This window comes from Nocardia brasiliensis, from assembly GCF_042691675.1.
Lineage (GTDB): Bacteria > Actinomycetota > Actinomycetes > Mycobacteriales > Mycobacteriaceae > Nocardia > Nocardia brasiliensis_D.
Genome location: NZ_CP170507.1, coordinates 6,136,980 through 6,158,828, shown reverse-complemented (window position 1 = coordinate 6,158,828; position 21,849 = coordinate 6,136,980). Strand labels below are relative to the sequence as shown.

The window sequence follows — 21,849 nt, the reverse complement described above, 5'->3', positions numbered from 1 at the left end:
GGTAACCCCCGAACTGTTGCGTTCGGCATAGCCGTACCACATCGCCGATATTCGTGGCAGGCTAGCAACGTGCGGAGTCTGCTGGAGCCGACGCGTAGGGCGAAGTACATTCCCGCGCGGCAGCTCGCGAACCGGGACCTGGGGCAGGTCCTACGCGTTCTGGATGCCGATCCGGTGGCCTCGTGCATGGTCGCCGCCCGGCTCCAGGAATTCGGGCTGGACACAGCCCGATGTGGGCAGGGTGAACTGTGGAGTCGAGGCGGCCCTGCTGAGTCGCTGTGTTTCTCCGGTGCGAATCTGGTCCCGTTGCGCGGGGATCACGACGCGCTGCGGGCGTTCGCGGACCGGGCGATCCGGTGGCCGCGCATCGCGTCCTCGGTGGTCGGGCGCCGCGAACTGGCGTTGCCGTTATGGGAGATGCTGGCCGACCACTGGGGTCCCGAGCGGGAACTGCGCGGCGAACAACCGCTGCTCGCCCTCGCGCAACCGCCGCTGGCCACCCCCGACCCGAATGTTCGCAGGGTGCGGCCTGACGAAATCGATCGCTACCTGTGCGCCGCGATCGCCATGTTCATCGAGGAAGTCGGCGTGGATCCCCGCGCCGGTGACGGCGGCCGCGGCTACCGGCGCCGCATCCACAGCCTGATCGAATCCGGCCGTGCCTGGGCGCGTTTCGAGGACGGCGAGGTCGTGTTCAAGGCCGAGGTCGGCTCGCTGTCCCGGCGCACCGGCCAGATCCAAGGCGTCTGGGTGCATCCGGAACATCGCGGCACCGGACTGGGTACCGCGGGCACGGCCGCCATCGCCAACGCGGTGGTGGCGTCCGGTCGCACCGCCAGCTTGTACGTGAACGACTACAACGAGGTTGCGCGCCGCGCCTACAGCCGCGTCGGCTTCCGGCAGATCGCCACGTTCTCCACGATCCTGCTCGACTGATCCCGCCTGCGCTGAAAACTGGTTCAGTGGAAAGAAACACGGTGCGGCGCAGAGGTTTGCTCAGCGTTGGCTACTACCATCGGTGACGATGTCGACGAGGATTGATCCGCTGAGAAAACCGCTTCTCGCCACGCTGACCGTCGCCCTGCTCGCGCTGTCCGCCGCCGGTTGCGCGCACGGATCGCAGGGGCCGGTGCCCGCGGCCGACGCCTTCGTGGAGGCGTTCGCGGAGCACGATCTGACCGCCGCGGCCGAGCTCACCAATCAGCCCGAAAAAGCCGGTGCCGCATTGCGTTCCGCCTGGGACCGGTTACAGGCCGAAAAGCTCACGGCCCGCATCGGCTCGTCCCGGGTCACCGGCGACACCGCGACGGTCGATTACACCTATGAGTGGCGGCTGCCCAAGGACCGGACCTGGCGCTATACCGGACAGCTGCAGATGGGCCGCAGCGGTGGCCGCTGGATGGTCCGGTGGACCTCGTCGAATATCCACCCCAATCTCGGTGACACCCAGACCTTGTCGCTGCGATCCAATCCGGCACCCCGGGCCCGGGTGAACGAGCAGGCGGGCAGCGATGTGCTGGTGCCGGGCAAGGTTTCCCGGGTCTCGTTCACCGCGGCGAACGCCGCCGACCCCGGCTCGGTGGCGACCGCGCTGGCCGCGGCGCTGAGTCGATTCGATCCGCAGCTCACCGCCGAATCCGTCCTGAAGGCAGCCACCGCAGCGGCGGGCCCCTACACCGTCGCGTTGCTCAGCGAGAACGAATTCGACCAGGTGAGTATCGATCTCATCGGCCTGCCCGGCGTGGTGGTGACCGCGGAGTGGGACTTGGTTCCCACCGACCGAGCGTTCGCACCCGACCTGCTCGCTCAGGTCCGCAAGACAGTGATCGCCGAGGTGGACGGCAAGGCGGGCTGGAGCGTGGTCACCATGAACGCCAACGGCGCCGACACCGATGTGCTCACCGAGGTGCCGTCGCAACCGGCACCGTCGTTCTCGCTCAGCGTGGATCGCTATGTGCAGAATGCCGCGCAACGCGCCGTCGACCTGCGCGAAGAGCAGACCATGATGGTGGTGCTTCGCCCGTCCACCGGCGCGATCCTGGCGATCGCGCAGAACAAGGCGGCCGATCGGGACGGCCCGGTCGCCACCATCGGCCAGTATCCGCCGGGTTCGGTGTTCAAGACGGTGACCGCGGCCGCCGCGATGTCGACCGGCCTCGCCACGCCCGACACGGTGCTGCCCTGCCCGAGCCGGATCATCATCGGGGACCGCACGATTCCCAACTACAACCTGTTCACGGTCGGTGACGTGCCGATGATCACGGCCTACGAGCGGTCCTGCAATACCTCGTTCGCCAATGTGGCGAGCAGGCTGCCGGGCGACGCGCTATCCGTGGCAGCCGCGAAACTCGGTGTGGGGCCGGGCTATACGGTGGCGGGGCTGCCGACCTTCTCCGGCTCGGTGCCGCCGTCCGACCAGCTGATCCAGCGCACCGAAGACGGCATCGGCCAGGGCAAGGTGGTGGTCAGTCCGCTCGGGATGGCGTTGATGGCGGCCACCATCGCGCGTGGTTCGGTGCCGGTGCCCTATCTGATCGCGGGGCGCACCACGACGGTCGACGGAGCGCAGCCCGATCTCCCGCCGCAGGTGATCAACGGGCTGCGGGCGATGATGCGCAGGGTGGTCACCGGCGGCACCGCGGAGCGGATCGCCGATCAGGGTGAGGTGTACGGCAAGACGGGCGAGGCCGAGGTCGACGGTGGGTCGCACTCGTGGTTCGTCGGCTATCGCGGGGATATCGCGTTCGCGACGCTGCTCGTCAAGGGCGGCAGTTCCGACAATGCGGTGGCGGTCAGTCGCGACATGGTCGCCGCGCTGCCGCCCGGCTACTGAGGGGTGCCGTCGGGCGAGGCGGCTACCTGGTTGCTGGCCGGCGCGCTGCCGGGGCCGGTCTCGATGATCAGGGCGCCGGTGTCGCCGCCGTCGAGGATCTGAGCGGTCGCGGCGCCACCGAGGATGATTGCCACGCTGGCCAGAATGGTGGTGGAACGCTTCATTGTTCGGCTCCCTCGGGTCAGGGGTGTCGACGGGGGAAGGTTCTAGCTGCTCCGCGAAGAGGTCGCTTCCCGAAGTTGTCTGGAAGTTTGCTGACTTCCGAACCGTAAACCGGGATCGATTCACGGAACAAGGGCAAGTGGGGCATGGCACATTCCGGTGGAAATGTGCTGCCGATCACATTTCATGATCTCGAAGGTGAGATTACGCGCCACGCAACTCGGGATTCCAGGGAATTCGGCGATAGTGAAACAACTACGGCATGCGAGGCCTTCGGCCATATAAAGTTGCGAATCGACCGCTGGATAGTGGAGGGTCTTCGGAATTCGGCGGGTAATCCGAGGTCAGCGACTCGGAGTCGGCCATCGCCCTGGCGTGCCCGAGTGGTCATCGACGGCGTCCTCGGCGGCGATAGTCGGCCATCGAAGAGGCCGAGGGTGCTCGAAAAGAGAACCGAGGCTCGCCCTATTCCACCCGGCGCAATGTGGCGGCGAGATGGTGTTGCAGTGGCTCGCCTACCGCCGCCATGCGCAACGTGTAATCGATGGTGTCGCCCTTCAATTGAAATGTCCGGCCAAGGGCGGTAACGCGTTTCGCGGTGCTGGTGCGGCCGATGCTGGTGGAGTCGAATTCCATGTGCAGGGCGCCGTCGGCGACATTCAGTGCGCCTTCACATATTTCGGTGATGCCGGTGGGGTGCGCCAAGATCAATTCGACCCGGTCCGGGCGCGGGCAGCGCAGGTAGCCGGTTTCGGCGTGCATCGGGCGGCCGTCGTCGGCGGCGCGCGTGCGCTGCCGGTAGGTGAGGAACGGGCGGCCGAGATGGCCGAACCGGACTTCCTCCAGGTAATCGAAGGGCTGGATGGTCGGGTATTCGCCGTGTCCGTTGCCACGCCAGGTGCCGAGCAGCGGGGCCAAGGGGGCGATGTTGGGATGGGGCGCGATTGGCGGTTGGGGTTCGACCACGGCGCACAGCCTAAACCTGTTGGTTCTCGGGGTGTTCACATACTGACGAATTCAGTACAGGTTAAGGTTAGCGTCGCCTAATTGCCGAGCGCGGTGGTTCGGTCGGAAAGGAATCAAGACGTTGAACGAACACTGGAGCGAGTCGCGCCGGACCGGCGCGTGGCGGCCGCGGACGAGGCGTGGTCTGCTGCGCGTATCGGTGCTCGGCGCCGCCCTGGTGGTCGCCGCCGCCTGCTCGAATTCGAAGCCCGCCGACGACGAGGTCCGTGCTCTCGACGGCAACCGGTACGCGCAGACCAACCTGGCTGCCAATGATGCCGAGTATCACGCCGAGTTCACCTTCCCCGACATGGTGAACGCCTGGGGCCTGGCCGACCGGCCGAAGGGCGCGGGCGGACACTTCTGGGTCGGCGCGGGCGGCAAGTCGTTCCAATTCGTCGGCGATGTCACCGCGTCGGCGGACCCGAAGGTGCAGAAGCTGTTCCAGGATCCGCTGAAGATCGTCACCATCCCCGGTGCCGACGCCGATATCTCCGACAACAGCACCGGCAAGACCACCGGTGTGCTGTTCAACCCGGCGCCGATCACCTCCGACCTGTTCGCGGTGCGCGATCAGCCGGTCGAGGTGGACGGGGCGCAACAGCTGCTCACCGGGTCGGCGCGGTTCATCTTCGCCACCGACTCCGGCAAGATCTCCGGCTGGACCGAGCAGGCCGCCGACGGCCGAATCGTCCGGCACGACGGACCGGCCAATCTGATGTTCGACGGCGAGCCGCAGGGCATGCAGTTCTTCGGCATCGCACTCACCCCGTCCGGTGACAAGCTGCTCGCCGCCGATTTCGGCGCGGACCCGCAGGTGCGCACCCTGGACAAGAACTGGCAGCTGATCCCGACCACCGGCTTCGCCAACCCGTTCGCCACCGGCGACGCGGTCGACCCTGCCGCGCCCGACAAGGGCAAGAGGGTCGAGCCGGGCGATCCCGCCCCGTTCAACGTGTCCACCATCGGCAACCGAGTGTTCGTCGCCTACGCGACCACCAAACCGGACGAGGCGGACCCGGCCAGGCTCGATGCCGGCGAGGAGGATTCGCTGGACAAGGACCAGGAGAAGGACGCCAAGGGCAAGCCGGACAAGGGCAAGGTCGCCGAGTTCGACGCCGACGGCAAGCTGATCCGCGTCATCGACGGCGATCAGCGCTTCAACGCCCCCTGGGCCGTCACCATCGCCCCCGCAGGCTTCGGCCCGCTCAGCGGCAAACTGCTGATCGGCAACTTCGGCGGCGCGGGCTACGTCCTCGCCTTCGATGACGCCACCGGCAAGTTCGTCGACTACCTGCGCGACACCGACGGTAAGCCGGTGGCGATCGAAGGACTCTGGGCACTCATGTTCGGCAACGGCGAAAGTCTTGGTGATGCCGACTCGCTGTACTTCACGGCGGGCCCGGACGACGAGAAGGACGGCCTGTTCGGCAAGCTCCGGCTGAAATAGATCCCGCCATCGACGCCCCCCACACTGATCCCGACTGCCGAGCGGGGGCCTGGCTGAGGCCGCTCTCGCACATTGGCTCAGCGATGTCCCGCTCGGCGGCGTTATCGGCCGCCGGTGGGAGCGGAGGGTCGGGGGCTGGGGTCCTGGGCTTGGATCGCGTTTGCCACTTCGTCGACCGCGGTGCGAACGGTTGTGCTGTAAGGGGAGTCGGGGAGGGTGTGCAGGGTGGCTCGGGCGGCGGCGATTTCGCGCTGGGCGGCGGTGAAGGAGCGCAGTCTGCGGTAGTTGTCGGCCAGGTTGAGGTGCAGGGACGGGTAGAAGCCACGGACGTCCAGGGACGAGTCGTATTGCTGGGCACGATCGTTGGACAAGGAGTCGGCGGCGTCGAGGGCACGGATATCCCAGGTGAGTGCTTCGGCCGCATCGTCGTGCAGGTCGGCGAGGTAGTGGGCGAGAGTGCAGCGGTGTAATGGATCACCCTGCGGGCCAAGGCTTTTCCACAGTGCGAGCAAGGCGGCGCGGGCTGCGTCCGGTTGTCCTTCGTGGCCCAGTCCTACCGCGCGGGTGATGGCCGCCATGGTGTCGTCTGTCATGCGCGTGTGGTCCTATCTGTCGGTTGGGTCGGCATGGCCAGCGTGGTGAGGTCGCCGTCGGTGGCGGAGCGCAGGACGACGGGCTGGTCCGCCGCTGAGATGTCGAACATGAGATCCGGGCCCAGCGCGGTGTGGATCGCGGGGAGCAGCGTCGTGACATCGAAAGACAGATCGATCTCGGAACCGGTGACCGTGGCGGACAGGTGCTCTCGGCGGTTACCGCCGGACACCGTGAGACCGGTGCGGTCGACCTCGAACAGCACTGTGGTCGTGTTGTTTTCGAGGACGGCGAGCAACGGCCTGCGGGACGTCACCACGCGCGTCCGTACCGGTGCGAGCCCCGAAAGCACCGCTCGATAGTCGGGAAACGGTTCATCGATCACCCGGCAACGGCGCTCGACCCCGTCACCGGCGAACAGTAGACCCTGATCCGTTGGCGCCACGACGATTTCATTCAGCTGACGGAGCCAGTCGAGCACCGGAGTGAGATCGCCCGCGTCGACAACCAGCGACCAGTCGTCTCCGTTTCGATTCCGCGACACCACTGTCCGGGTCGAGAGCCGGTACCGATCGGTGGCGGTGAGCGTCAGCGAATTCGCGCTCGCCTCCAGCAGAATGCCTGCGAGAACCGGTATTTCGCGGTGGCCCGCCGCAGCGGCCCGCACCTGCTCGAATGCCGCCGCCAACAGTGCGGCGGGCACGGCGACCCGATGACCTGTCGACCCGGCGCCTAGCGTGTGCTTGATCGCCTCGGCAACGAGCGCGGCCTCCGCTGCCTTGCGCCGCAGCTCGTCGACGTGCTCGTCCAACAGCCGTTCAGCGCGTCCGGTATCGCCGGACAGGATGTCCGAGATCGACTCGAGCGGTACCTCGATCTCCCGCAGTCGACGGATCAGTGCCGCACGTTCCCGCTGGCCTTCGGTGTAATAGCGATAGCCGGTGAGCGGATCGACCCGGGCGGGGACGAGTAGCCCGCAGTCGTCGTAGAACCGCAGCGCACTCGCCGTGAGCCCACTGGCCCGCGCCAGCACGCCTATCGTGATCAACTCTTCGGACTCTGCCACCCGGCCATCATGAAGTCTCAGGTAGGCGGAAGGTCAAACCGTTCCGTCGTTCGGATCGGTGAGTGCCGCTCCCCACCGCCGCGACCAATCCCAGACGGCGTGCAGGGCAGTGCTGAGTTCTGTTCCCGCGGTGGTGAGTTCGTAGGACTTGTCCGCGTTCTTCACGATCAGGCCCGCGCTCTGCAGGTGCTGTAGGCGTACCGAAAGCATGCTGGAGGAGCAGTTGTCCATGCGCCGCCGCAATTCGAGGAACCCCAGCCTGCCTGGTTCCAGCTCCCACAGCACGCGCAGCATCCATCGCTGACCCAGCAGTTCCATCGCGGCCAGGACCGGCGCGTTCGCCGGCTCGACCCGGCCGTTGGGCGGCTTCGCTCCGCTTGCACTTCTCATTTAGAACTACCATAGTGATTCTGAATTAGAAGCAATCCGCCGGGCCACGGGTCCGCGATCGAGAGGAAAACGGTGGGCGAACCAGCCGGACAGCGAATCGTGCTGATCACGGGTGCCTCCCGCGGCATCGGCGCCGAAACGGCGCGCATCCTGGCCGCCCGCGGCGATCACGTGATCATCAACTATCGCGAAAAGCTGAAGCGCGCCACAGCGATCGCCGACGAGATCGGCGCCGCGGGCGGCAGCGCGTCCACCGCGGGCGCGGACATCGCCGACGCGGACGCCACGCGCACCCTCATCGACGGCATCATCGCGGAATTCGGCCGCCTCGACGTCCTCGTCCTCAACGCCTCCGGTGGCCTGGAACGCAACGCCGCCCCCGACTACGCCATGTCGATCAACCGCGACGCCCAGACCCGCTTGGTCCGATTGTGCTTGCCGCACATGCCTTCCGGTGCCCGCATCGTCTTCGTCACCAGCCACCAGGCCCACTTCCACGGGCGCAAACCGGTCCCCGCCGAGTACGAACCCATCGCGGCGAGTAAACGCGCGGGCGAAGACGCCCTTCGTGCGATGATCCCCGAACTCACTGCGCGAAACATTCCCCTGCACATCGTCTCCGGCGACATGATCGACGGCACGATCATCGTCCAGCTCCTCGAACGCCGGAATCCGGACGCGGTGGCGGCCCGCCGCGATCACGCCGCCCTGCCGACCATCCCGGAATTCGCCACCGCGGTAGCCGACGCCACCAGCGGTCCGGGCGAATCCGGGCACACCGTCTACGTGGGCGGCCCGGACTATCTGCTCGCGGACAGATCGCTCTCGGTATAGCCGATGCGGTCGCGCCCGCCGCGAGCGCGATTGCCCGACTCGTCGGGATCGGTCGCTGCGCTGCCTCGGTTGGGCATAGCCGCAGGTTATTAGTTCCGAGTGGCACATTAAGGTGTGGTCACTCAGGGTTTGCCGTGGCCGAATCGACGCAACGGCGGGCTGGTGGGGAGGCAGCGATCGAGGGCGTGTTGGATGACCGGAAGTGGGTGAAATCGACGTGGAGGGGGGAAGTCTCGTTCACGCTATCGTTGTGTGCCAGGTACGGAATGTGCTGCGGCAAGGTGCGGTACGCGGCACCGTCCGAGGGCCGGGACGTGCGGCCGCGCCGCCATGCGGGGGCGCTGAATGAACTACCCGGGCAACGACCGTACGATCCCCGGAAAAGATCTGCTGCTGGCCGCCTTCCGCGGCTTCCCGCACGACGACCATCCGATGCTGGAGGCCGCGGGCGAACTGGCTCAGCTGCACCTGGCTCGGGAGCGCACACCGGCCGCCGAGTCGGCCAAGATCGATCGGCGGCGCATCCAGTTGGTCCGCACGATCGATCGCTGGGTGACGCTGGCGACGCCGGTCCCGGAGGCCGCCGCACCCGAACACGCCGAAACCGTCGGCAGAATGGTGGATCGGCTCGCCGGGATGACCGCGCAGGCGTTCGCCGCGCTGGCGCACGCCCCGGAGCCGGTCTTCTACGACGCTTGGGTGCAGATAGAGGAGATGGCCGACGGCTACCAGGACCTCATCGACGACTTACGCATCGGTATCCGGCGATTACCCGACGACCCGTACGACAGCTGGTGACTACTTTCCGCGCCCGAACAGCCGAAACGACCGGCTCCGGCGGCGCGGCAAGGTCGCGTAGACCATCGTCATATCGGCGAACACCTCCGCCTCGCGCTCCCGTTCGACGCCGAATTCACTGCGCCCCAGCACATGTTTGATCGACTGCGGCGAAATCGAGGGCAGCAACACGGCCAGCAGCGGCGGGATCGGTGCGCTGCGATCCGATTCCTGGGTGCCGTGGCCGAGCAGCATGTGTCCCACCTCGTGCAGGATGATGTGGTCGGCATTGCGATCGGTGGCGTCGACGTCGTAGATGATGAGGTCGTCGTGGGTGCGCGCGACCCACAGACCGCCCCCGCCACAACCGATCTCGTTCAGCATGGCCTTCGGCGCGGTGTGCAGGCTGATGGAGCGGCCACGATGCGCGGCAACGGCGGCGAGATAGGTGGTCAGGTTCCACGGGTTGGGGAGGGGCACGGTTCGGGTCGCGTCACCGAAACGGGCTTCCATGCTGGTCATCTCGGCTCACATTACTCACGACTCCGCCACTAGTCACCTAGTGATCCGGACGAACCCGGCGTGAGCTGGTGCACTGTCCGATAACAAGATCCACTACTCGGGCGGCGTCTCCGCGGCGGCGGGTTCGGCGTGCAGATACCGGATCACCAGCTGATTCACGCCCCACAGCACGACCCCGACCGCGAGCAGGATTCCCGCGATCGCGTACTGCTGCGGATTTCGGTCGGTCCATGGTGTCACCAAGAATCCGCACGTCAGCGCGCCGATTACCGGCAGCGCCGTCGGCGTCCGGAAGTGCTCGTGCGACACGGGATCTCGGCGCAGCACCAGGACGGTGACATTCACGATGGTGAACACCGCGAGCAGCAGCAGCGCGGTGGTGCCGCCGAGTTCGGGAACCTCGCTGACAATGGCGATCAGGCCCAGCGCGAGCAGGGTGGTGAACAGGATCGCGACATACGGTGTGCGCCGACCGGCATGGACCCGCCCGAGTACCCGCGGCACCACGCCCTGCCTGGCCATGCCGTAGAGCAGGCGACTGGCCATCAGCATGTTGATCAATGCGGTGTTCGCGACGGCGATCATGCTGATGTACGCGAAGACATGCGTCGGGAACGCGGGCCAGCCCACCTGCACCACCTGCAGCAGCGGTGTGTCGCCCTGGCTGAGCTGGGCGACCGGCACTAGCGCGATCGCGGTGATCGATACCAGCACGTAGACGAGTGCGGTGATGGCGAGCCCGGCCAGCAGCACCTTCGGGAAGATCCGGCTGGGCTGTTTGCATTCCTCGGCCATATTGACCGAGTCCTCGAAGCCGACCATCGCGTAGAAGGCCAGCGTGGTGGCGGCGATGACACCGCCGACAGCGGTCCGGTCGCCGGTGTCGAACTCGACGACTCGGCTGAAATCGCCGTCCCCGACGCCGAGCGCCCAGCACCCGATTCCGATGACGATCAGCAGTCCGGTCAGCTCGACACAGGTGAGCAGCACATTCAGCTTCACGCCCTCGCTGACGCCACGGAGATTGATCGCCGCGACCACCGCCATGAACGCCAGCGCGATCACCGTGACCGTGATGCCCGTGCCGATATCGAAGTCGAAGGCCTTACCGAAGTTGGCCGCGAAGGCGCGGGATGCGGTTGAGGCCGAGGTGATCCCGGAACTCATCACCGCGAACGCCACCATGAAGGTGAGGAATTGGATGCCGAACGCCTTGTGCGTGTACAGCGCGGCACCCGCCGCGTGCGGGTATTTGGTGACCAGTTCCAGGTAACTCATCGCGGTCACCAACGCGACCAGGAACGAGACGACGAACGGCACCCACACCGCGCCGCCGACCTCGTTGGCCACCTTGCCGGTGAGCGCGTAGATCGAGGAGCCGAGGATGTCACCGACCACGAACAGCAGCAGCAGCCACGGGCCCATCACCCGCTTCAGCTCCGGCTCCGCTTCCCGCTGTGCGGTGACGTCGGCCATGGAGCTCCCCTCCCTAGAGATTTCGCGGCAGACGGATGAAGTACCCGAATCTCTCTGAAAATAGTCCACCGACCTTCGCTTTCGGCGGAAAACCATCGACTCGATGAACCGAATAGCCCGCTGGATCGGTATCTCCTACGACCACCGCGGGCGACATGCGGACAACCGCCGGTTCCCGGCAAACCGGCGCTGGTATCCGCAGGATGAGAGCGTGCAGATGAGCCTGCTGACGGTTGCGCCGCGGCCGCGGATCGGGGCGGTCGCCCAATGGTGGGTGCTGACCTGCCGCCTGATCCGGCCGTCGTGGCGCAACGGCGAACTGGTGACCGCCGTGGTCGCGCCTACCGTGTTCACGCTGGGCTTTTATGTGCCGCTCGAGCTGGTGATGAGCGGATACGGGCACGGGCTCAGCAGTTACGCACAGTTCCTCATGCCGATGATCGTGATGCAGGCGGTGGCGTTCTGCGCGACCTCCGCCGCGTTCCGCGCGGCCAGCGACGCCGAGGACGGGCTCACCGTGCGATTCGGGTCGCTGCCGATGCCCGCGGCGGTGCCATTGGCGGCGCGGATCACCGCCGCCCTGTACCGCGCCGTGATCGCGCTGGCTGTCGCGGTGGTGTGCGGCCTGGTGATCGGCGTCGAGTTCTACGGAAGTTGGTGGCACACGGCGGGATTCCTGGCGTACTCGCTGCTGGTGGCGTTGGCGTTGTGTCTCGGCGCGGACCTGATCGGCAGTCTCGCCAAGAATCCCGAGGCGATCACCCAGGTGTTGATCTTCCCGCAGCTGATCCTCGGCCTGGTGTCCACCGGTATCGCGCCCGCGCACCAATTCCCGTCCTGGCTCCAGTTGTTCGCCCGTAACCAGCCGGTGTCGCAGTTCGTCTACGGGCTGCGCGCGCTGGCCGGTGATCCCAGCGGCAATGCCGGAGCCGTCGGCTGGTCGGTGCTCGGGCCCGGATTGGCTTGGGCGGTGGGGATACTCGTGGTGTTCGGGGCCCTCGGCGTAGTGGTCGCCGCGCGGAGGTCGGCATGACCACGACGGACATCCGCCTCGCGGCCGCCGAGCTACCGATCGTGCACGGCCGAACCGAGACTTGGCGGTTGTTCCTGCCGCAGACCGTCATTCAGACCCGGCGGTTGCTACTTCGGTGGTGGCGTGACCCGTTGACGATGGTGCAATCGCTGGTATTCCCGGCGTTGCTCCTGATCGTGCTGAATACTGTTCTCGGCAAGCAGATTTCGACGTTCTCCGGAGCCAGCGCGCTCTATGGCTCGGTGCCGATGGTGGCACTGGTGGGGGTGATGTCGGGGTCGCTGGCCGGTGCGATCACCCTGGGACGGGAGCGCGATCAGGGTCTGCTGGCCCGATTGTGGGTGCTGCCGGTGCATCGCGCGTCCGGCCTGGCCTCGCGGATCCTCGCCGAAGGAGTCCGAATCCTGTTGTGCACCCTCGTGTTGTTCACGGTGGGCGTGCTGCTCGGCTTTCGGTTCGAGCAGGGCGTACTCGCCGGGATCGCGTTGTTCGGGGTGCCGCTGCTGTACGGTCTCGGCTTCGCGACGCTGGTCACCGCTGTCGCGGTGTTCAGTGCGAAAGCGGCTCTGGTGGAGGCGGTTTCGCTGGGTTCGTCGATCATGATGTTCTTCAGCACCGGCTTCGTCCCGTTGACCGCGTATCCCCGCTGGGCCCAGCCGATCGTCGCGCACCAGCCGATGACGTACGCGATCGACGCCATGCGCGGGTTGTCGCTGGGCGGCCCGGTCCGCGCCGCACTCTTGGCCACCGTGGCGTGGTCGGTCGGCGCGATCGTGGTGTTCGCGGTGCCCGCCGCGGTCGGCTACCGGCGGGCCAGCCGGAGTTAACCCATCCGGGCGGCGGCGTCGGTGATCATCGCCGCGGAATCGCGCGGGCTCAGCGCCATGGCGCGCAACTGGTCGAAGATGACGCCGAAGCGCCGGATCTCGGGATGTCCCTCGATCAGTTCGTCGCCGGCGATGCCTTCCACGTACACCAGTTCGGGGTCGGCCGGGTCGGGAAAGTCCAACAGCGTGAACGACCCGGCCATGCCGGGATGGGCGCCCGCGTCGAACGGCAGGATCTGCAGGATCACGTTCTTGCGCTTGGTTTCCTGAAGCAGCCGATCCAGCTGACCGCGCATGACTGCGGGGCCGCCCACGGTGCGCCGGATGGCGGCCTCGTCCATCACCACCCACAGCTCTAGCGGATCGTCTTTGGTCAGGTTGGCGGCGCGATCCATCCTGGCTCGCGCCCGGTCCTCCATGACCGATGCCTCGACCTTCGGCATCGAGGTGTCGATGACCGCCGTCGCGTATTCCATGGTCTGGAGTAGCCCTGGGATGGTGGAGGTCTGGTAGTGCCGCGCGGACAGCGCCTCGGCCTCGAAATTGATGTACGCCGCGTACACCTCGGACACGCTGCCCTCATACGCCCGCGACATTCCCGGCTTGAGCGCGTCCGACAGCAACTCGATGGCGTCTTCGCGCTTCTCCTCGGTCACGCCGTACAAGTCGAGCATCGCTTGTAGCGTGCGCCGCTGCGGCCGAGCCTGCGCGGTCTCGATCCGATACAGCGTGGTGACATTGATGCCGGTCTTCGAACTCACTTCTTCCTTGCTGAGTTCGGCGTTCTCGCGCATCTCTTGCAGCATCGCCGCCAACCGACGCAGCCGAACGGTCAGGACGGTGCGCTTACCTGCCATGACAACACCCCTCTCGGTGTGTTCGTAGGCCAGAGCCTACCGCTTGCGATCGCTCGGGGGTCCAAGGTTTTCGGTTCAGCCGCGTTCAGGATCGAGTCGCAACACGGGCGGTGCGAACGGCAAGCTTTTTGGCTGCCGCGAGCGGCTCCCAGCCCGCGGGGTCTTCGCTGTCGTCGACCATGCCGAGGACGCGACCGGCGCGGATCTCCTGATCCAGGTCGCGCCCACACGCCGCACCCGCGGCGTGCAGGCCGGACAGCATCGCGCTCTCGACGGCGGGACCCCACGCGGTGCTCGCGCCACACAGGAACAGGCCGCCGATTTCGGTGCGCACGCCCGGACGGAACGGCCCGAATTGGGTGATGGACATTTCGAGGCCGTACGGGGTGCCGCTGCTGGAGCGGGTATAGCGGTGCTGGGTCAGCGGGGTGGCTCCCTCGCACCACACGATGTGCTCTTCGATGCCGGGGATGACCTCGGCGACTCGCGCGATCATGAGCTCGGTGTACGCCTCCTTCATTCGGAGGTATTCGGGGTTGCGCTGGTAGCTGTCGTCGCCGACGGCGGGCCACTCGGCCAAGCCCCAGAATTCCGGTTCGGCGGGCGCGAGCGTCATCACCTCGAGTACCGAGGAACCGGCCGGGGCGCCGTGCGGGTTGCCGGGGTCCTTGGTCGTGGTCACGCTGACGTACGCGGGCAACCTCTTTCGCGCCTGTTCGATGCGCTCGTCCTTGGTGTAGCCCGCCTTGTTCTCGGCCAGATCCTGGAACAGTGAGGTGACATCTTCAGTGGTCGGCACCGAGTAGAAGTTGGTGTTGTCGATCCGGGTGCTCAGGTCGATGTCGACGCCTAGGTAGCAGTTGAAGAACGACTGCGACATCCGCAACCGTTGGGCCCGGGCGATGGTGGTGGCGCGCAGGTGTTTTCGACCTACCAGATCCAGGTAGGTCTTCTTGATGTCGGCGTTGGAGACCACGATCGGGGCGGTGAATCGGCTGCCGTCGTCGAGCTCTACGCCGGTTACCGCCTTGTCTGCCACCAGGATTCGCCGCACTGCCGACCGCGTCCGGATCTGCCCGCCGTTGGCGACGACCACCTCGCCGAGCCGGGCGGAGAGCACCTGTCCGCCGCCCTTGGGGAACCAGGCACCGTCGCTGAGGAAGTTCTGCAGCATGAAGGCGTGCACGGCGACCGGGGTGCGATGCGGCGGGCTGGCGTAGGTGCCGTACTGCACCGACATCGCGGCTTTGAGTCCAGAGGTGAGCCGATGCGCGTTCAGCAACTGCGTCAGCGGAACCATCGCCCACGGCGCGTGAATTCCGGCCGCGAGCAAGAACTTCGCGTTACCGAGCAGCGAGGCCGGGGTGCGACTGTGGTCGATGCTCGTGCCGACCCGCCGCAGAATGGCTACCACCCTGCGGATCTTTCGTGCTTCGGCGGGAAACGCCTCGATCAGGTTGTGTTGATAGTTGTCCCAGCCGCGCGGGATCTTCAGAGTCAGGTCGGGAAAGACGATGGTGTCGAAACCGTTGGGGTCCAGCGGCCGGAACTCGATCTTCTTGTCCAGCCCGACGCCGCGCAGGATGGTCGGGATCTGCCCGTTCGGTCCGCAGTCACCCAGGTAGTGCACCCCGACATCGAATTCCCACTTCCCCGCGCGCCGGAAGGCATGAGTACAGCCGCCGATCACGTCGTAGGCCTCGAGCACCAGGGTGCGTTTGCCCGCCGCCGCCAAGTACGCCGCGGCTGTCATGCCGCCCATTCCCGAGCCGACGACGATCGCATCGAACGTGCGGTCGGTCGCCGTCGAGTCCTGCCCGACGAGAGCGGTCATGTGTCCTCCTGGGTTGTGCCACGCTGAGCAGCCGGATTTTCCTGTTACGAAGGGTTACGTGTGACCCAATGTAGTAGCATGATCGGTCTACCGCAAGATGAGGATGGGTAAGGTGCGACCATGACGATGCGTCCCCGTGAGCGGCTCATCATGGGCGCCATTGATCTGATTCGCCGGCACGGCGTCGCGGGCACGGGCATGACCGAACTCCTCGCGCACAGCAATACCGCCCGTCGCTCCGTCTACCAGAACTTTCCGCGCGGCAAGCAACAGCTGATCGAGGAAGCGACGAGGACAGCGGGCGAGGTGATGGCCGCGGCCATCACGGCGACCGAAGGGTCCGGCACGTCGGCGGCTCGGCTTGCCGCCTTCGTGCAGATGTGGAAAGACACGCTGGTCGCCACCGACTTCACCGCGGGCTGCCCGGTTGTCGCGGCGGCACTGTCGGGATCGGAGGTGCCCGCGGCACCGGCCATCGCCGCCGAGGTCTTCACGCGTTGGGAGACATTGATCGCCGAGCAGCTGACCGCCGAGGGTTTCGATGCCCCGATGGCGGCGTCCCTGGCGACCACCGCGGTCGCCGCCATCGAAGGCGCGGTCGTCATGTGCATCGCCGCGCGTTCGATAACCCCGCTCGAGCGAGTCGCGGACCAGCTCGACCAGCTTCTCCAATATCGGCAGTCCGAGCGCGGGGCCTAGCCGGGGCGGACCGGAATCAGTGGGATGAGCACCGGCGAAGGTGTTTGTCCGGCACCAATCCTTCACGGAGTCGAAACCTGGCGAAACCTGGAATTCGGTTTGGGCACGTAGGTTCACCGTCATGACTGGGGCGGGATCGACAGCGAAGCGACTAGTGCACCTCCTCGCCGTGGTGGCCGCGGCCTTGACGCTGGTGCTCGGGCTGTCGACGGGTGCGCAGGAGCAGCATGCGCGGCCCGCGCAGACGGAATCGATCACGCTGCTCGGGGCCGCTGTCCCGCAACGGGCCTGGGACACACTCGCCAGGATCGATGCGGGCACGTGGCCGCCGAACGACGGCTCCGGCACCAAAGGCGGTGGTACCTGGTCGAATCGCGAGGGGACGCTGCCGCGCACTGACGCGGCGGGCAGGCCGATCACTTATCAAGAGTGGGACGTCAATATCAAGAAGCCCGGGCAGACCCGTGATGCCGAACGCATCGTCACCGGAAGCGAGAGATCCGCGTGGTACACCGGGGACCATTACGCCACGTTCACTCGAATGCGCTGAACGCCCTCCGGCGCAAGGCGTAACCAGTCTTGACACGGGTGCCGGGTCGATATCGAAGCCCGCGGTGACGGCCAGCAATCGACTGGCCACCGCTATTGGCGCTGTCGAGTGCCCATCGCAATTCGCGGCCGACAGTGCTCGCAGGCCCAGGACGTGCACTGGCGTCCGTCCGAAACCGGCATCCTGGATCGCGATAGATCATCGGTGACACTCCCGCTCATCGGCCGCAGAACCTGTTGTCCAGCTGGGGGAGAAGGCCCTTACCCGATGCCCGAACGGAGGGCTCGCAGCCATGCGGACGCACTCTTGCGTTCTTGCATCTGTAAGAGCATGATCCAGCTAGCCTAGTTGTGAACAACCGATCCGATGACCGGGATAACCGAATCGAGAGCCAATTATGTTGGTACAAAACGCGTTGGTGTCGGGTGAACTCGGGGTACGGCGATGAGCGCGCCAACAGTAGGTGTGCTGCCGACTGCTCCGCAATTGTTGTGTGCCTTTCAAGGTCGTCGTTTCCAGGATCGGGAAATGCTCCGGTCCGCGCATGCTCTCGCCGAACTGCACGCGCGCAGGCAGCAGGTGCGCGACTCCGCGCTGATCGTAGAAATCGACTGCCGCCGAAGTGAACTCGTCGACGATATCAATGATTGGATCGGCAAAGAGATACCGCAGCATCGCAACGGTGCGTCGCTGCACACGGAAAGCCTCGGTGCTGTGGTGGACCGGATGGCGCGTAGCTGGGTAGACGCGAACCAAGCGATCGACGTCGAGGGCGTGCGCAGTGACAACACCCATAAACACTGGTACCACCTGGCAGAACTTGTTGATGGGTACACTGATTTGGTAACCGACGTGGCCGGTGGCCGCCGCCGATTGCCGGAACAATGATCTTCTCGAACGACGGATTCCACCGCGATAGTGACACTGCCCCGGTAGCGTCACTTGCCCGATAGGCGACGTCCCAGGCGTAGTCATCCGACCAGTGGCTCCATCTGGACGATCACGTCGCCGGCACAGTGACGGCGGGCGCAACGGGGCGCCCCGCCCGGCGTGCCGCGTGGTCGACTGGCGCGGCACGCCCGCTGGGGAACTCTGTGGTGATTCCAATCATTCAGCAGCAGTGAAGATTTCGTGCGCCGCCGGACGAACATCAGGCTGCTCATGCGTCCGCATTCGGGCGAGCAGATCCACCCAGGGTGGACGTCCAGCCGAAGTGACCGCCGCCCTGCGCGATCAGCGCCACGGCCGCCAGCGCTGTCGCGGTGTCCACGTCGGCGGCGCGGTCGTAGGCGATTGCCGACACGGTGTCGCCATGAACCATCCGGATGGTGCGCGCCAGCTGAATCCCCAGTCGTTCGGCCGGGTAACGCACCAGAGCGCCCTCGGCGAGACCACACGCCTGCCGGATCGATCGCGCGCTCGACACGGCGTCGGCCCAACGGTTCCGCGCGAGCAGCAGATCTATCGCTGACCGCCGCCACTCCGGTTCACTCCCCAGTCGTTCGGCAACGGCGACGGCCGTCGCCCGCGCCTGCTCCGTCCGCCCGGTCGCGCCGCCGAGATTGCCGACCAACGTCGAGAGTCGTGGGTGGCGAGGAACCGCCGCCGCTGATATCCGGAATACGCCGCGTCCACGGCGACCAGTCGGTCGTCGGGGGAGCTCGCGCAATGCGGTGAACAGCGCCCGTCCGGACAGGCCGGTGCCGCGTCCGCTCGGATGCAGGATCAGCTCGACGATGGCGGCCGGGTCGTGCGGAGCCAACTTGCCCGCGATCGCGTTCAGACCGTAGAGCTGCACGTGCCGCACCGGGATCGAGCGGCGGCGACCCGACGCGTACGTGCGCGGCGAGGGCGAGCAGGCGATCCGGGTAGCGGATCGCGCAGGTGTCCGCAGAGGCTGCGATGCGCGGCCACAGCGGCGGCGAGATCTTCTAAATAGCTGAGCACGACGTCGGTGTGCTTGCGGCTCAAGGTCTGCCAGTTCGGTGCCGCGTACGCGAGCTCAGGCAGCTGCTCGGTGACCAGGCCGGTCGAGTAGTAGGGCAAGACGCGTGCTGCCTCGGCGTCGCCGAAATGCTGCCGGACGCCGGGCAATAGCGCATCGGAGAGGCTGGAATCGCGCCCGCGGCCGAGCGCGCGATACAGGACCCGCCGAGTCCGGTGCGCCATTCGTGGCAACCGCTCGACCAGCACCTCGGGCGCGACGCCGATCCGGACGAGTGCGACGACCGCGCGCGAGACGAATTCCTGTCCTGCCGAATCCAGCTGTCCGACAAGATGACCGCGGTCGCCCGCGATCGCGGCCAGGTGATCGAGATGATCCACTCGTAGCGCCCACGCCCCGCCAGCTCGGTCAGCAGCGCGCCGAGACCGGCCAACCGTAACGCCGTCGTCGCGATTGCCCGTCGCCGCTGCGGCGCGGACAACGGCTCGAGGTGCCTCACTAGCTTCGTCGCCGCTGATGCCATTGTTCGACGGCCAGCCTTTCCTCAGATACCGAGGGACCCCCCGTGGTCGTTGTGAGGATATGTCGCGCATACCGGTTTTCGGGGGCCAGGCACCGCGGCGGCGGCATTGCCCGGTCAGACGGGGGTAGCGCCGCCCATCTCCCGACGTTGTCGGCGGCGGCGGAGGTAACGACGGATACGGGTGGCGAGGAACGCCACCAGGAACAGGCCGACCACGAGGAGGGTGCCCGCGACGATGGCCGCGGGCAGCGGATGGAAGATGGCGAGGGTGATGACCCCCGCGACGGCGGTGTCCTCGGCGGTGCTGGCCACGATATTGCTCGCGGGCTCCGGTGAGGTGTTGATGGCCATCCGAGTTCCGGCCTTGACCAGATGGCTCGCGAGGGCGGTGGCGCCGCCGACCGCACCCGCTGCCAGCTCGGAGAGCGAACCGTCTTGTCCCGCAAGCAGTGCCGCGACGACGGCACCCGCGGCGGGCCGCACGACCGTGTGCAGTGCGTCCCAGAAGGAGTCGAAATACGGAATCTTGTCGGCGACCGCCTCGATCGCGAAGAGCACGGCGGCCGCGATCAGCACATCAGTGCGTTGCAGCGCCTCCGGTACCGAGTCGGACAGCCCGGTGCGACCGAAGATGCCGAGCAACAACACCACGGCGTAGGCGTTGACCCCGCTCGCCCAGCCCGCGGTGAAGATCAGGGGGAGTGCTGACACCTCGTCATCTTAGGGCGCTGATCCGATGTTTCGGATCAGCGCAGCGCGGCGCGGCCGCGGAGGCGGCCGAGCAGGATCAGCGACACCAAGGTGACCAGGACCAGCAGGGTGGTACCGGCCGCGGCGTCGAAGACCTCGCCACGGTCGGTTTGGGCGAAGATGCCGACCGGCAAGGTCTTCCAGGTGGCCGGGTAGACCATGATGGTGGCGCCCAGTTCGCCCATCGACAGGGCGACGGCGAGTCCGGCCGCCCCGCCGAGCGCGGGAAGCAGCAGTGGCAGCGTGACCTGGCAGAGCACGCGGGCCGGGCTCGCGCCGAGCGATTCGGCGGCTTGCCGGTAGCCGGGGTCGAGCCGGTCGAGGGCGGCGGCGACCGCGCTGAACGCGTAGGCCAGCACGAGCACCGAATGAGCGACGATGACAATCCATTTGGTGCCACCGAGCAATACCGGACGCTCGTTGAACGCGATCAGCACGCCCAAGCCGATGGCGACCGATGGGACCGCGACCGGCAGGTGGAACACCGCGTCGGTACAGCGGCGCCACCAGCCGGGCGCCTCGCGGGACGCCAGGGCGGCCCAGGTGCCCAGCACCAGGGAAAGCGCGCCGGCCAGTAGCGCGGTTTGCAGGCTCACCGAGAGACTGGCCGCCTGCTCGCCGGACAATGCGCGCTCGAAGTTGCCGAAGCCGAGGTCCGACGGCAGCGGACCGGTCCACTGCCCGGCGAGCGCGGCCGCGACAACGGTGGCGATCGGCGCGGCGAACACCACGAGCACGACGAGCGCGAACACGGCGAGCACTAGGGCCCTGCCCCGCTTGGTCCACACCAGCATCGGGTCAGCCTTCCTTTCCGGACGCACCGGTGAACCGGGCGAAGACCAGCCGGTACCCGACGTACAACGTGAGCGACAGCAGCACCTGCACCGAGGCGAGCACCGCCGCGCCGGGCAGATCGAAGGTGACGATGCCGCGGGTGTAGATCAGCGCGGGCAGGGTGATCACGCCCTTCGCTCCGGTGAACAGGACGATGCCGAACTCGTTGAGCGTCAACAGCAATACCAGGCTGCCGCCCGCCGCCAGTGCGGGCCACGCCTCGGGCAGCACTACCTGGCGCAGCACGCGCCATGGCGATGCACCGAGACTCGCTGCCACGTCGAGTTGTTCGCGCGGTAGTTGCGCGAACGCCGCGAGCAGCGGGCGCACGACGAACGGCGTGAAAAAGGTGATCTCGGCCAGGATTACGCCGAGCGGGGTGGCCAGGAAGTTCAGTGTCGGTTCGTTGCTCCCGGTGATCCGGGCGATCGCCGCGTTCACCGCACCCGCCGTGCCGTAGAGGAAGGTGAACGCCAGCGTGATGAGGAACGACGGCAGTGTCAGCACGGTATCGATGAGCCTGCCCACCACCTGCGACCCGGGAAACGGCACGAACGCCAGCACGATCGCCAGAAACGTGCCGAGCGCCAGGCAGCCCGCGGTCGAGCTCACCGCAATGGACACGGTGCGCCACAACGCATTTCGGAAGGACTCGGAGCCGAGCACCTGCGACCAGACCGACGTACCCCGGCCGGTGGGTGTCACCGTGGACTCCGCCAGGACCCGCACGATCGGGTAGACGGCGATGAACAGGACCACCAGTAGTGGCGGCAAGCTCCACCACACTGGCTTCCAGTTACGTTGCTGTGCAGGCCGTTTCGGCGGCTGGGGTTCGGCAAGCGGCTCGAGCGGCGTGGGCGCGCTCACGATCGGTCTCCCGCTCGGCTTCTC

At 66.8% G+C, this 21,849-nt stretch carries 24 protein-coding genes; 10 read left to right on the top strand and 14 right to left on the bottom strand.

Annotated elements, in window-relative coordinates; translation table 11 throughout:
• Window positions 1-69: 69 nt before the first annotated feature.
• Both ACFK0J_RS28355 and ACFK0J_RS28350 read left to right on the top strand, forming a co-directional pair.
• Window positions 70-936, top strand: a complete 867-nt coding sequence (locus ACFK0J_RS28355; RefSeq protein ID WP_378732446.1) for a GNAT family N-acetyltransferase — start codon at window positions 70-72, stop codon at window positions 934-936.
• Window positions 937-1,024: 88 nt separating this feature from the next.
• Complete coding sequence (locus tag ACFK0J_RS28350) at window positions 1,025-2,833, top strand: penicillin-binding transpeptidase domain-containing protein (RefSeq protein ID WP_378732444.1); 1,809 nt, start codon at window positions 1,025-1,027, stop codon at window positions 2,831-2,833.
• On the opposite strand, the gene ACFK0J_RS28345 is transcribed toward ACFK0J_RS28350, so the two are convergent.
• Window positions 2,827-2,997, bottom strand: a complete 171-nt coding sequence (locus ACFK0J_RS28345) for a hypothetical protein (RefSeq protein ID WP_378732442.1) — start codon at window positions 2,995-2,997, stop codon at window positions 2,827-2,829. The two genes, ACFK0J_RS28350 and ACFK0J_RS28345, sit on opposite strands and share 7 nt — an antisense overlap.
• A gap of 463 nt (window positions 2,998-3,460) precedes the next feature.
• On the bottom strand, window positions 3,461-3,961 hold the full coding sequence (locus ACFK0J_RS28340; protein WP_378732440.1) for a peroxynitrite isomerase: 501 nt from the start codon (window positions 3,959-3,961) through the stop codon (window positions 3,461-3,463).
• A 121-nt stretch (window positions 3,962-4,082) separates the two neighbouring features.
• Between ACFK0J_RS28340 and ACFK0J_RS28335 the strand changes: the two genes are divergently transcribed.
• Entirely contained in the window at window positions 4,083-5,450 is a 1,368-nt protein-coding gene (locus tag ACFK0J_RS28335) for a TIGR03118 family protein (RefSeq protein WP_378732439.1), read from the top strand.
• Between the two features lie 101 nt (window positions 5,451-5,551).
• Here ACFK0J_RS28335 and ACFK0J_RS28330 read toward each other — a convergent pair whose 3' ends face one another.
• Genes ACFK0J_RS28330 through ACFK0J_RS28320 form a run of 3 tightly spaced genes read right to left on the bottom strand, consistent with a single transcriptional unit; the run spans window position 5,552 to window position 7,497 of the window.
• The gene (locus ACFK0J_RS28330) at window positions 5,552-6,043 is read right to left on the bottom strand and encodes a hypothetical protein (protein WP_378732437.1); all 492 of its coding nucleotides are present in this window, start codon (window positions 6,041-6,043) and stop codon (window positions 5,552-5,554) included.
• Window positions 6,040-7,107 carry a MerR family transcriptional regulator gene (locus tag ACFK0J_RS28325; protein WP_378732435.1) on the bottom strand — a complete coding sequence of 356 codons (1,068 nt, stop codon included), beginning with the start codon at window positions 7,105-7,107 and terminating at the stop codon, window positions 6,040-6,042. Before ACFK0J_RS28325 ends, ACFK0J_RS28330 begins: the two co-directional genes overlap by 4 nt.
• Before the next feature lie 33 nt (window positions 7,108-7,140).
• Entirely contained in the window at window positions 7,141-7,497 is a 357-nt protein-coding gene (locus tag ACFK0J_RS28320) for a winged helix-turn-helix transcriptional regulator (RefSeq protein WP_378732433.1), read from the bottom strand.
• A gap of 72 nt (window positions 7,498-7,569) precedes the next feature.
• Between ACFK0J_RS28320 and ACFK0J_RS28315 the strand changes: the two genes are divergently transcribed.
• Both ACFK0J_RS28315 and ACFK0J_RS28310 read left to right on the top strand, forming a co-directional pair.
• Window positions 7,570-8,331 carry an SDR family oxidoreductase gene (locus ACFK0J_RS28315; protein ID WP_378732431.1) on the top strand — a complete coding sequence of 254 codons (762 nt, stop codon included), beginning with the start codon at window positions 7,570-7,572 and terminating at the stop codon, window positions 8,329-8,331.
• 345 nt (window positions 8,332-8,676) lie between these two features.
• Window positions 8,677-9,129 (top strand): DUF4254 domain-containing protein, encoded by a 453-nt coding sequence (locus ACFK0J_RS28310; RefSeq protein ID WP_378732429.1) that lies wholly within the window; start codon window positions 8,677-8,679, stop codon window positions 9,127-9,129.
• Here the strand turns inward: ACFK0J_RS28310 and ACFK0J_RS28305 are convergent, their stop codons facing one another.
• Together ACFK0J_RS28305 and ACFK0J_RS28300 are read right to left on the bottom strand one after the other, a co-directional pair.
• Window positions 9,130-9,630 (bottom strand): hypothetical protein, encoded by a 501-nt coding sequence (locus ACFK0J_RS28305; RefSeq protein WP_378732427.1) that lies wholly within the window; start codon window positions 9,628-9,630, stop codon window positions 9,130-9,132. It lies immediately after the preceding gene.
• Window positions 9,631-9,723: 93 nt separating this feature from the next.
• Complete coding sequence (locus tag ACFK0J_RS28300) at window positions 9,724-11,106, bottom strand: APC family permease (protein ID WP_378732425.1); 1,383 nt, start codon at window positions 11,104-11,106, stop codon at window positions 9,724-9,726.
• Window positions 11,107-11,323: 217 nt separating this feature from the next.
• On the opposite strand from ACFK0J_RS28300, the gene ACFK0J_RS28295 reads away from it, so the two are divergent.
• Together ACFK0J_RS28295 and ACFK0J_RS28290 are read left to right on the top strand one after the other, a co-directional pair.
• Complete coding sequence (locus tag ACFK0J_RS28295) at window positions 11,324-12,139, top strand: ABC transporter permease (RefSeq protein WP_378743097.1); 816 nt, start codon at window positions 11,324-11,326, stop codon at window positions 12,137-12,139.
• Window positions 12,136-12,966 (top strand): ABC transporter permease, encoded by an 831-nt coding sequence (locus tag ACFK0J_RS28290; protein ID WP_378732423.1) that lies wholly within the window; start codon window positions 12,136-12,138, stop codon window positions 12,964-12,966. The genes ACFK0J_RS28295 and ACFK0J_RS28290 overlap by 4 nt, the downstream gene beginning before the upstream one ends.
• Here ACFK0J_RS28290 and ACFK0J_RS28285 read toward each other — a convergent pair.
• Complete coding sequence (locus ACFK0J_RS28285; protein ID WP_218470514.1) at window positions 12,963-13,823, bottom strand: helix-turn-helix transcriptional regulator; 861 nt, start codon at window positions 13,821-13,823, stop codon at window positions 12,963-12,965. The genes ACFK0J_RS28290 and ACFK0J_RS28285 overlap by 4 nt on opposite strands.
• Before the next feature lie 85 nt (window positions 13,824-13,908).
• On the bottom strand, window positions 13,909-15,657 hold the full coding sequence (locus ACFK0J_RS28280) for a phytoene desaturase family protein (protein WP_378732422.1): 1,749 nt from the start codon (window positions 15,655-15,657) through the stop codon (window positions 13,909-13,911).
• A 120-nt stretch (window positions 15,658-15,777) separates the two neighbouring features.
• Here ACFK0J_RS28280 and ACFK0J_RS28275 point away from each other — a divergent pair, with 120 nt between their 5' ends.
• The 3 genes from ACFK0J_RS28275 to ACFK0J_RS28265 all read left to right on the top strand — a co-directional run bounded on the left by ACFK0J_RS28275 (window position 15,778) and on the right by ACFK0J_RS28265 (window position 17,794).
• Entirely contained in the window at window positions 15,778-16,356 is a 579-nt protein-coding gene (locus ACFK0J_RS28275; RefSeq protein ID WP_378732421.1) for a TetR/AcrR family transcriptional regulator, read from the top strand.
• A gap of 121 nt (window positions 16,357-16,477) precedes the next feature.
• Window positions 16,478-16,906 (top strand): ribonuclease domain-containing protein, encoded by a 429-nt coding sequence (locus tag ACFK0J_RS28270; RefSeq protein WP_378732420.1) that lies wholly within the window; start codon window positions 16,478-16,480, stop codon window positions 16,904-16,906.
• Between the two features lie 528 nt (window positions 16,907-17,434).
• Window positions 17,435-17,794, top strand: a complete 360-nt coding sequence (locus tag ACFK0J_RS28265) for a DUF4254 domain-containing protein (protein WP_378743095.1) — start codon at window positions 17,435-17,437, stop codon at window positions 17,792-17,794.
• 271 nt (window positions 17,795-18,065) lie between these two features.
• Here ACFK0J_RS28265 and ACFK0J_RS28260 read toward each other — a convergent pair whose 3' ends face one another.
• The 5 genes from ACFK0J_RS28260 to ACFK0J_RS28240 form a co-directional block, all read right to left on the bottom strand.
• A complete protein-coding gene (locus tag ACFK0J_RS28260; RefSeq protein WP_378732418.1) occupies window positions 18,066-18,704 on the bottom strand; it encodes a hypothetical protein in 639 nt (212 codons plus the stop codon).
• Window positions 18,686-19,231: a hypothetical protein gene (locus ACFK0J_RS28255; protein ID WP_378732416.1), complete on the bottom strand. Its 546-nt coding sequence runs from the start codon at window positions 19,229-19,231 to the stop codon at window positions 18,686-18,688. Before ACFK0J_RS28255 ends, ACFK0J_RS28260 begins: the two co-directional genes overlap by 19 nt.
• 257 nt (window positions 19,232-19,488) lie before the next feature.
• A complete protein-coding gene (locus tag ACFK0J_RS28250) occupies window positions 19,489-20,085 on the bottom strand; it encodes a DUF4126 domain-containing protein (protein ID WP_378732414.1) in 597 nt (198 codons plus the stop codon).
• A gap of 35 nt (window positions 20,086-20,120) precedes the next feature.
• Window positions 20,121-20,918 carry an ABC transporter permease gene (locus tag ACFK0J_RS28245; protein WP_378732412.1) on the bottom strand — a complete coding sequence of 266 codons (798 nt, stop codon included), beginning with the start codon at window positions 20,916-20,918 and terminating at the stop codon, window positions 20,121-20,123.
• 4 nt (window positions 20,919-20,922) lie between these two features.
• Complete coding sequence (locus tag ACFK0J_RS28240; RefSeq protein ID WP_378732411.1) at window positions 20,923-21,825, bottom strand: 2-aminoethylphosphonate ABC transporter permease subunit; 903 nt, start codon at window positions 21,823-21,825, stop codon at window positions 20,923-20,925.
• Window positions 21,826-21,849: the final 24 nt, after the last annotated feature.

What these genes read in the sequence shown, in the direction of transcription:
- ACFK0J_RS28265 (WP_378743095.1), top strand. Translation starts at nt 17,435, where the DNA reads ATGCTCCGGTCCGCGCATGCTCTCGCCGAACTGCACGCGCGCAGGCAG.
- ACFK0J_RS28245 (WP_378732412.1), bottom strand. Translation starts at nt 20,918, where the DNA reads ATGCTGGTGTGGACCAAGCGGGGCAGGGCCCTAGTGCTCGCCGTGTTC.
- ACFK0J_RS28300 (WP_378732425.1), bottom strand. Translation starts at nt 11,106, where the DNA reads ATGGCCGACGTCACCGCACAGCGGGAAGCGGAGCCGGAGCTGAAGCGG.
- ACFK0J_RS28270 (WP_378732420.1), top strand. Translation starts at nt 16,478, where the DNA reads ATGACTGGGGCGGGATCGACAGCGAAGCGACTAGTGCACCTCCTCGCC.
- ACFK0J_RS28310 (WP_378732429.1), top strand. Translation starts at nt 8,677, where the DNA reads ATGAACTACCCGGGCAACGACCGTACGATCCCCGGAAAAGATCTGCTG.
- ACFK0J_RS28285 (WP_218470514.1), bottom strand. Translation starts at nt 13,823, where the DNA reads ATGGCAGGTAAGCGCACCGTCCTGACCGTTCGGCTGCGTCGGTTGGCG.
- ACFK0J_RS28305 (WP_378732427.1), bottom strand. Translation starts at nt 9,630, where the DNA reads ATGACCAGCATGGAAGCCCGTTTCGGTGACGCGACCCGAACCGTGCCC.
- ACFK0J_RS28295 (WP_378743097.1), top strand. Translation starts at nt 11,324, where the DNA reads ATGAGCCTGCTGACGGTTGCGCCGCGGCCGCGGATCGGGGCGGTCGCC.
- ACFK0J_RS28330 (WP_378732437.1), bottom strand. Translation starts at nt 6,043, where the DNA reads ATGACAGACGACACCATGGCGGCCATCACCCGCGCGGTAGGACTGGGC.
- ACFK0J_RS28280 (WP_378732422.1), bottom strand. Translation starts at nt 15,657, where the DNA reads ATGACCGCTCTCGTCGGGCAGGACTCGACGGCGACCGACCGCACGTTC.
- ACFK0J_RS28350 (WP_378732444.1), top strand. Translation starts at nt 1,025, where the DNA reads ATGTCGACGAGGATTGATCCGCTGAGAAAACCGCTTCTCGCCACGCTG.
- ACFK0J_RS28345 (WP_378732442.1), bottom strand. Translation starts at nt 2,997, where the DNA reads ATGAAGCGTTCCACCACCATTCTGGCCAGCGTGGCAATCATCCTCGGT.
- ACFK0J_RS28290 (WP_378732423.1), top strand. Translation starts at nt 12,136, where the DNA reads ATGACCACGACGGACATCCGCCTCGCGGCCGCCGAGCTACCGATCGTG.
- ACFK0J_RS28275 (WP_378732421.1), top strand. Translation starts at nt 15,778, where the DNA reads ATGACGATGCGTCCCCGTGAGCGGCTCATCATGGGCGCCATTGATCTG.
- ACFK0J_RS28320 (WP_378732433.1), bottom strand. Translation starts at nt 7,497, where the DNA reads ATGAGAAGTGCAAGCGGAGCGAAGCCGCCCAACGGCCGGGTCGAGCCG.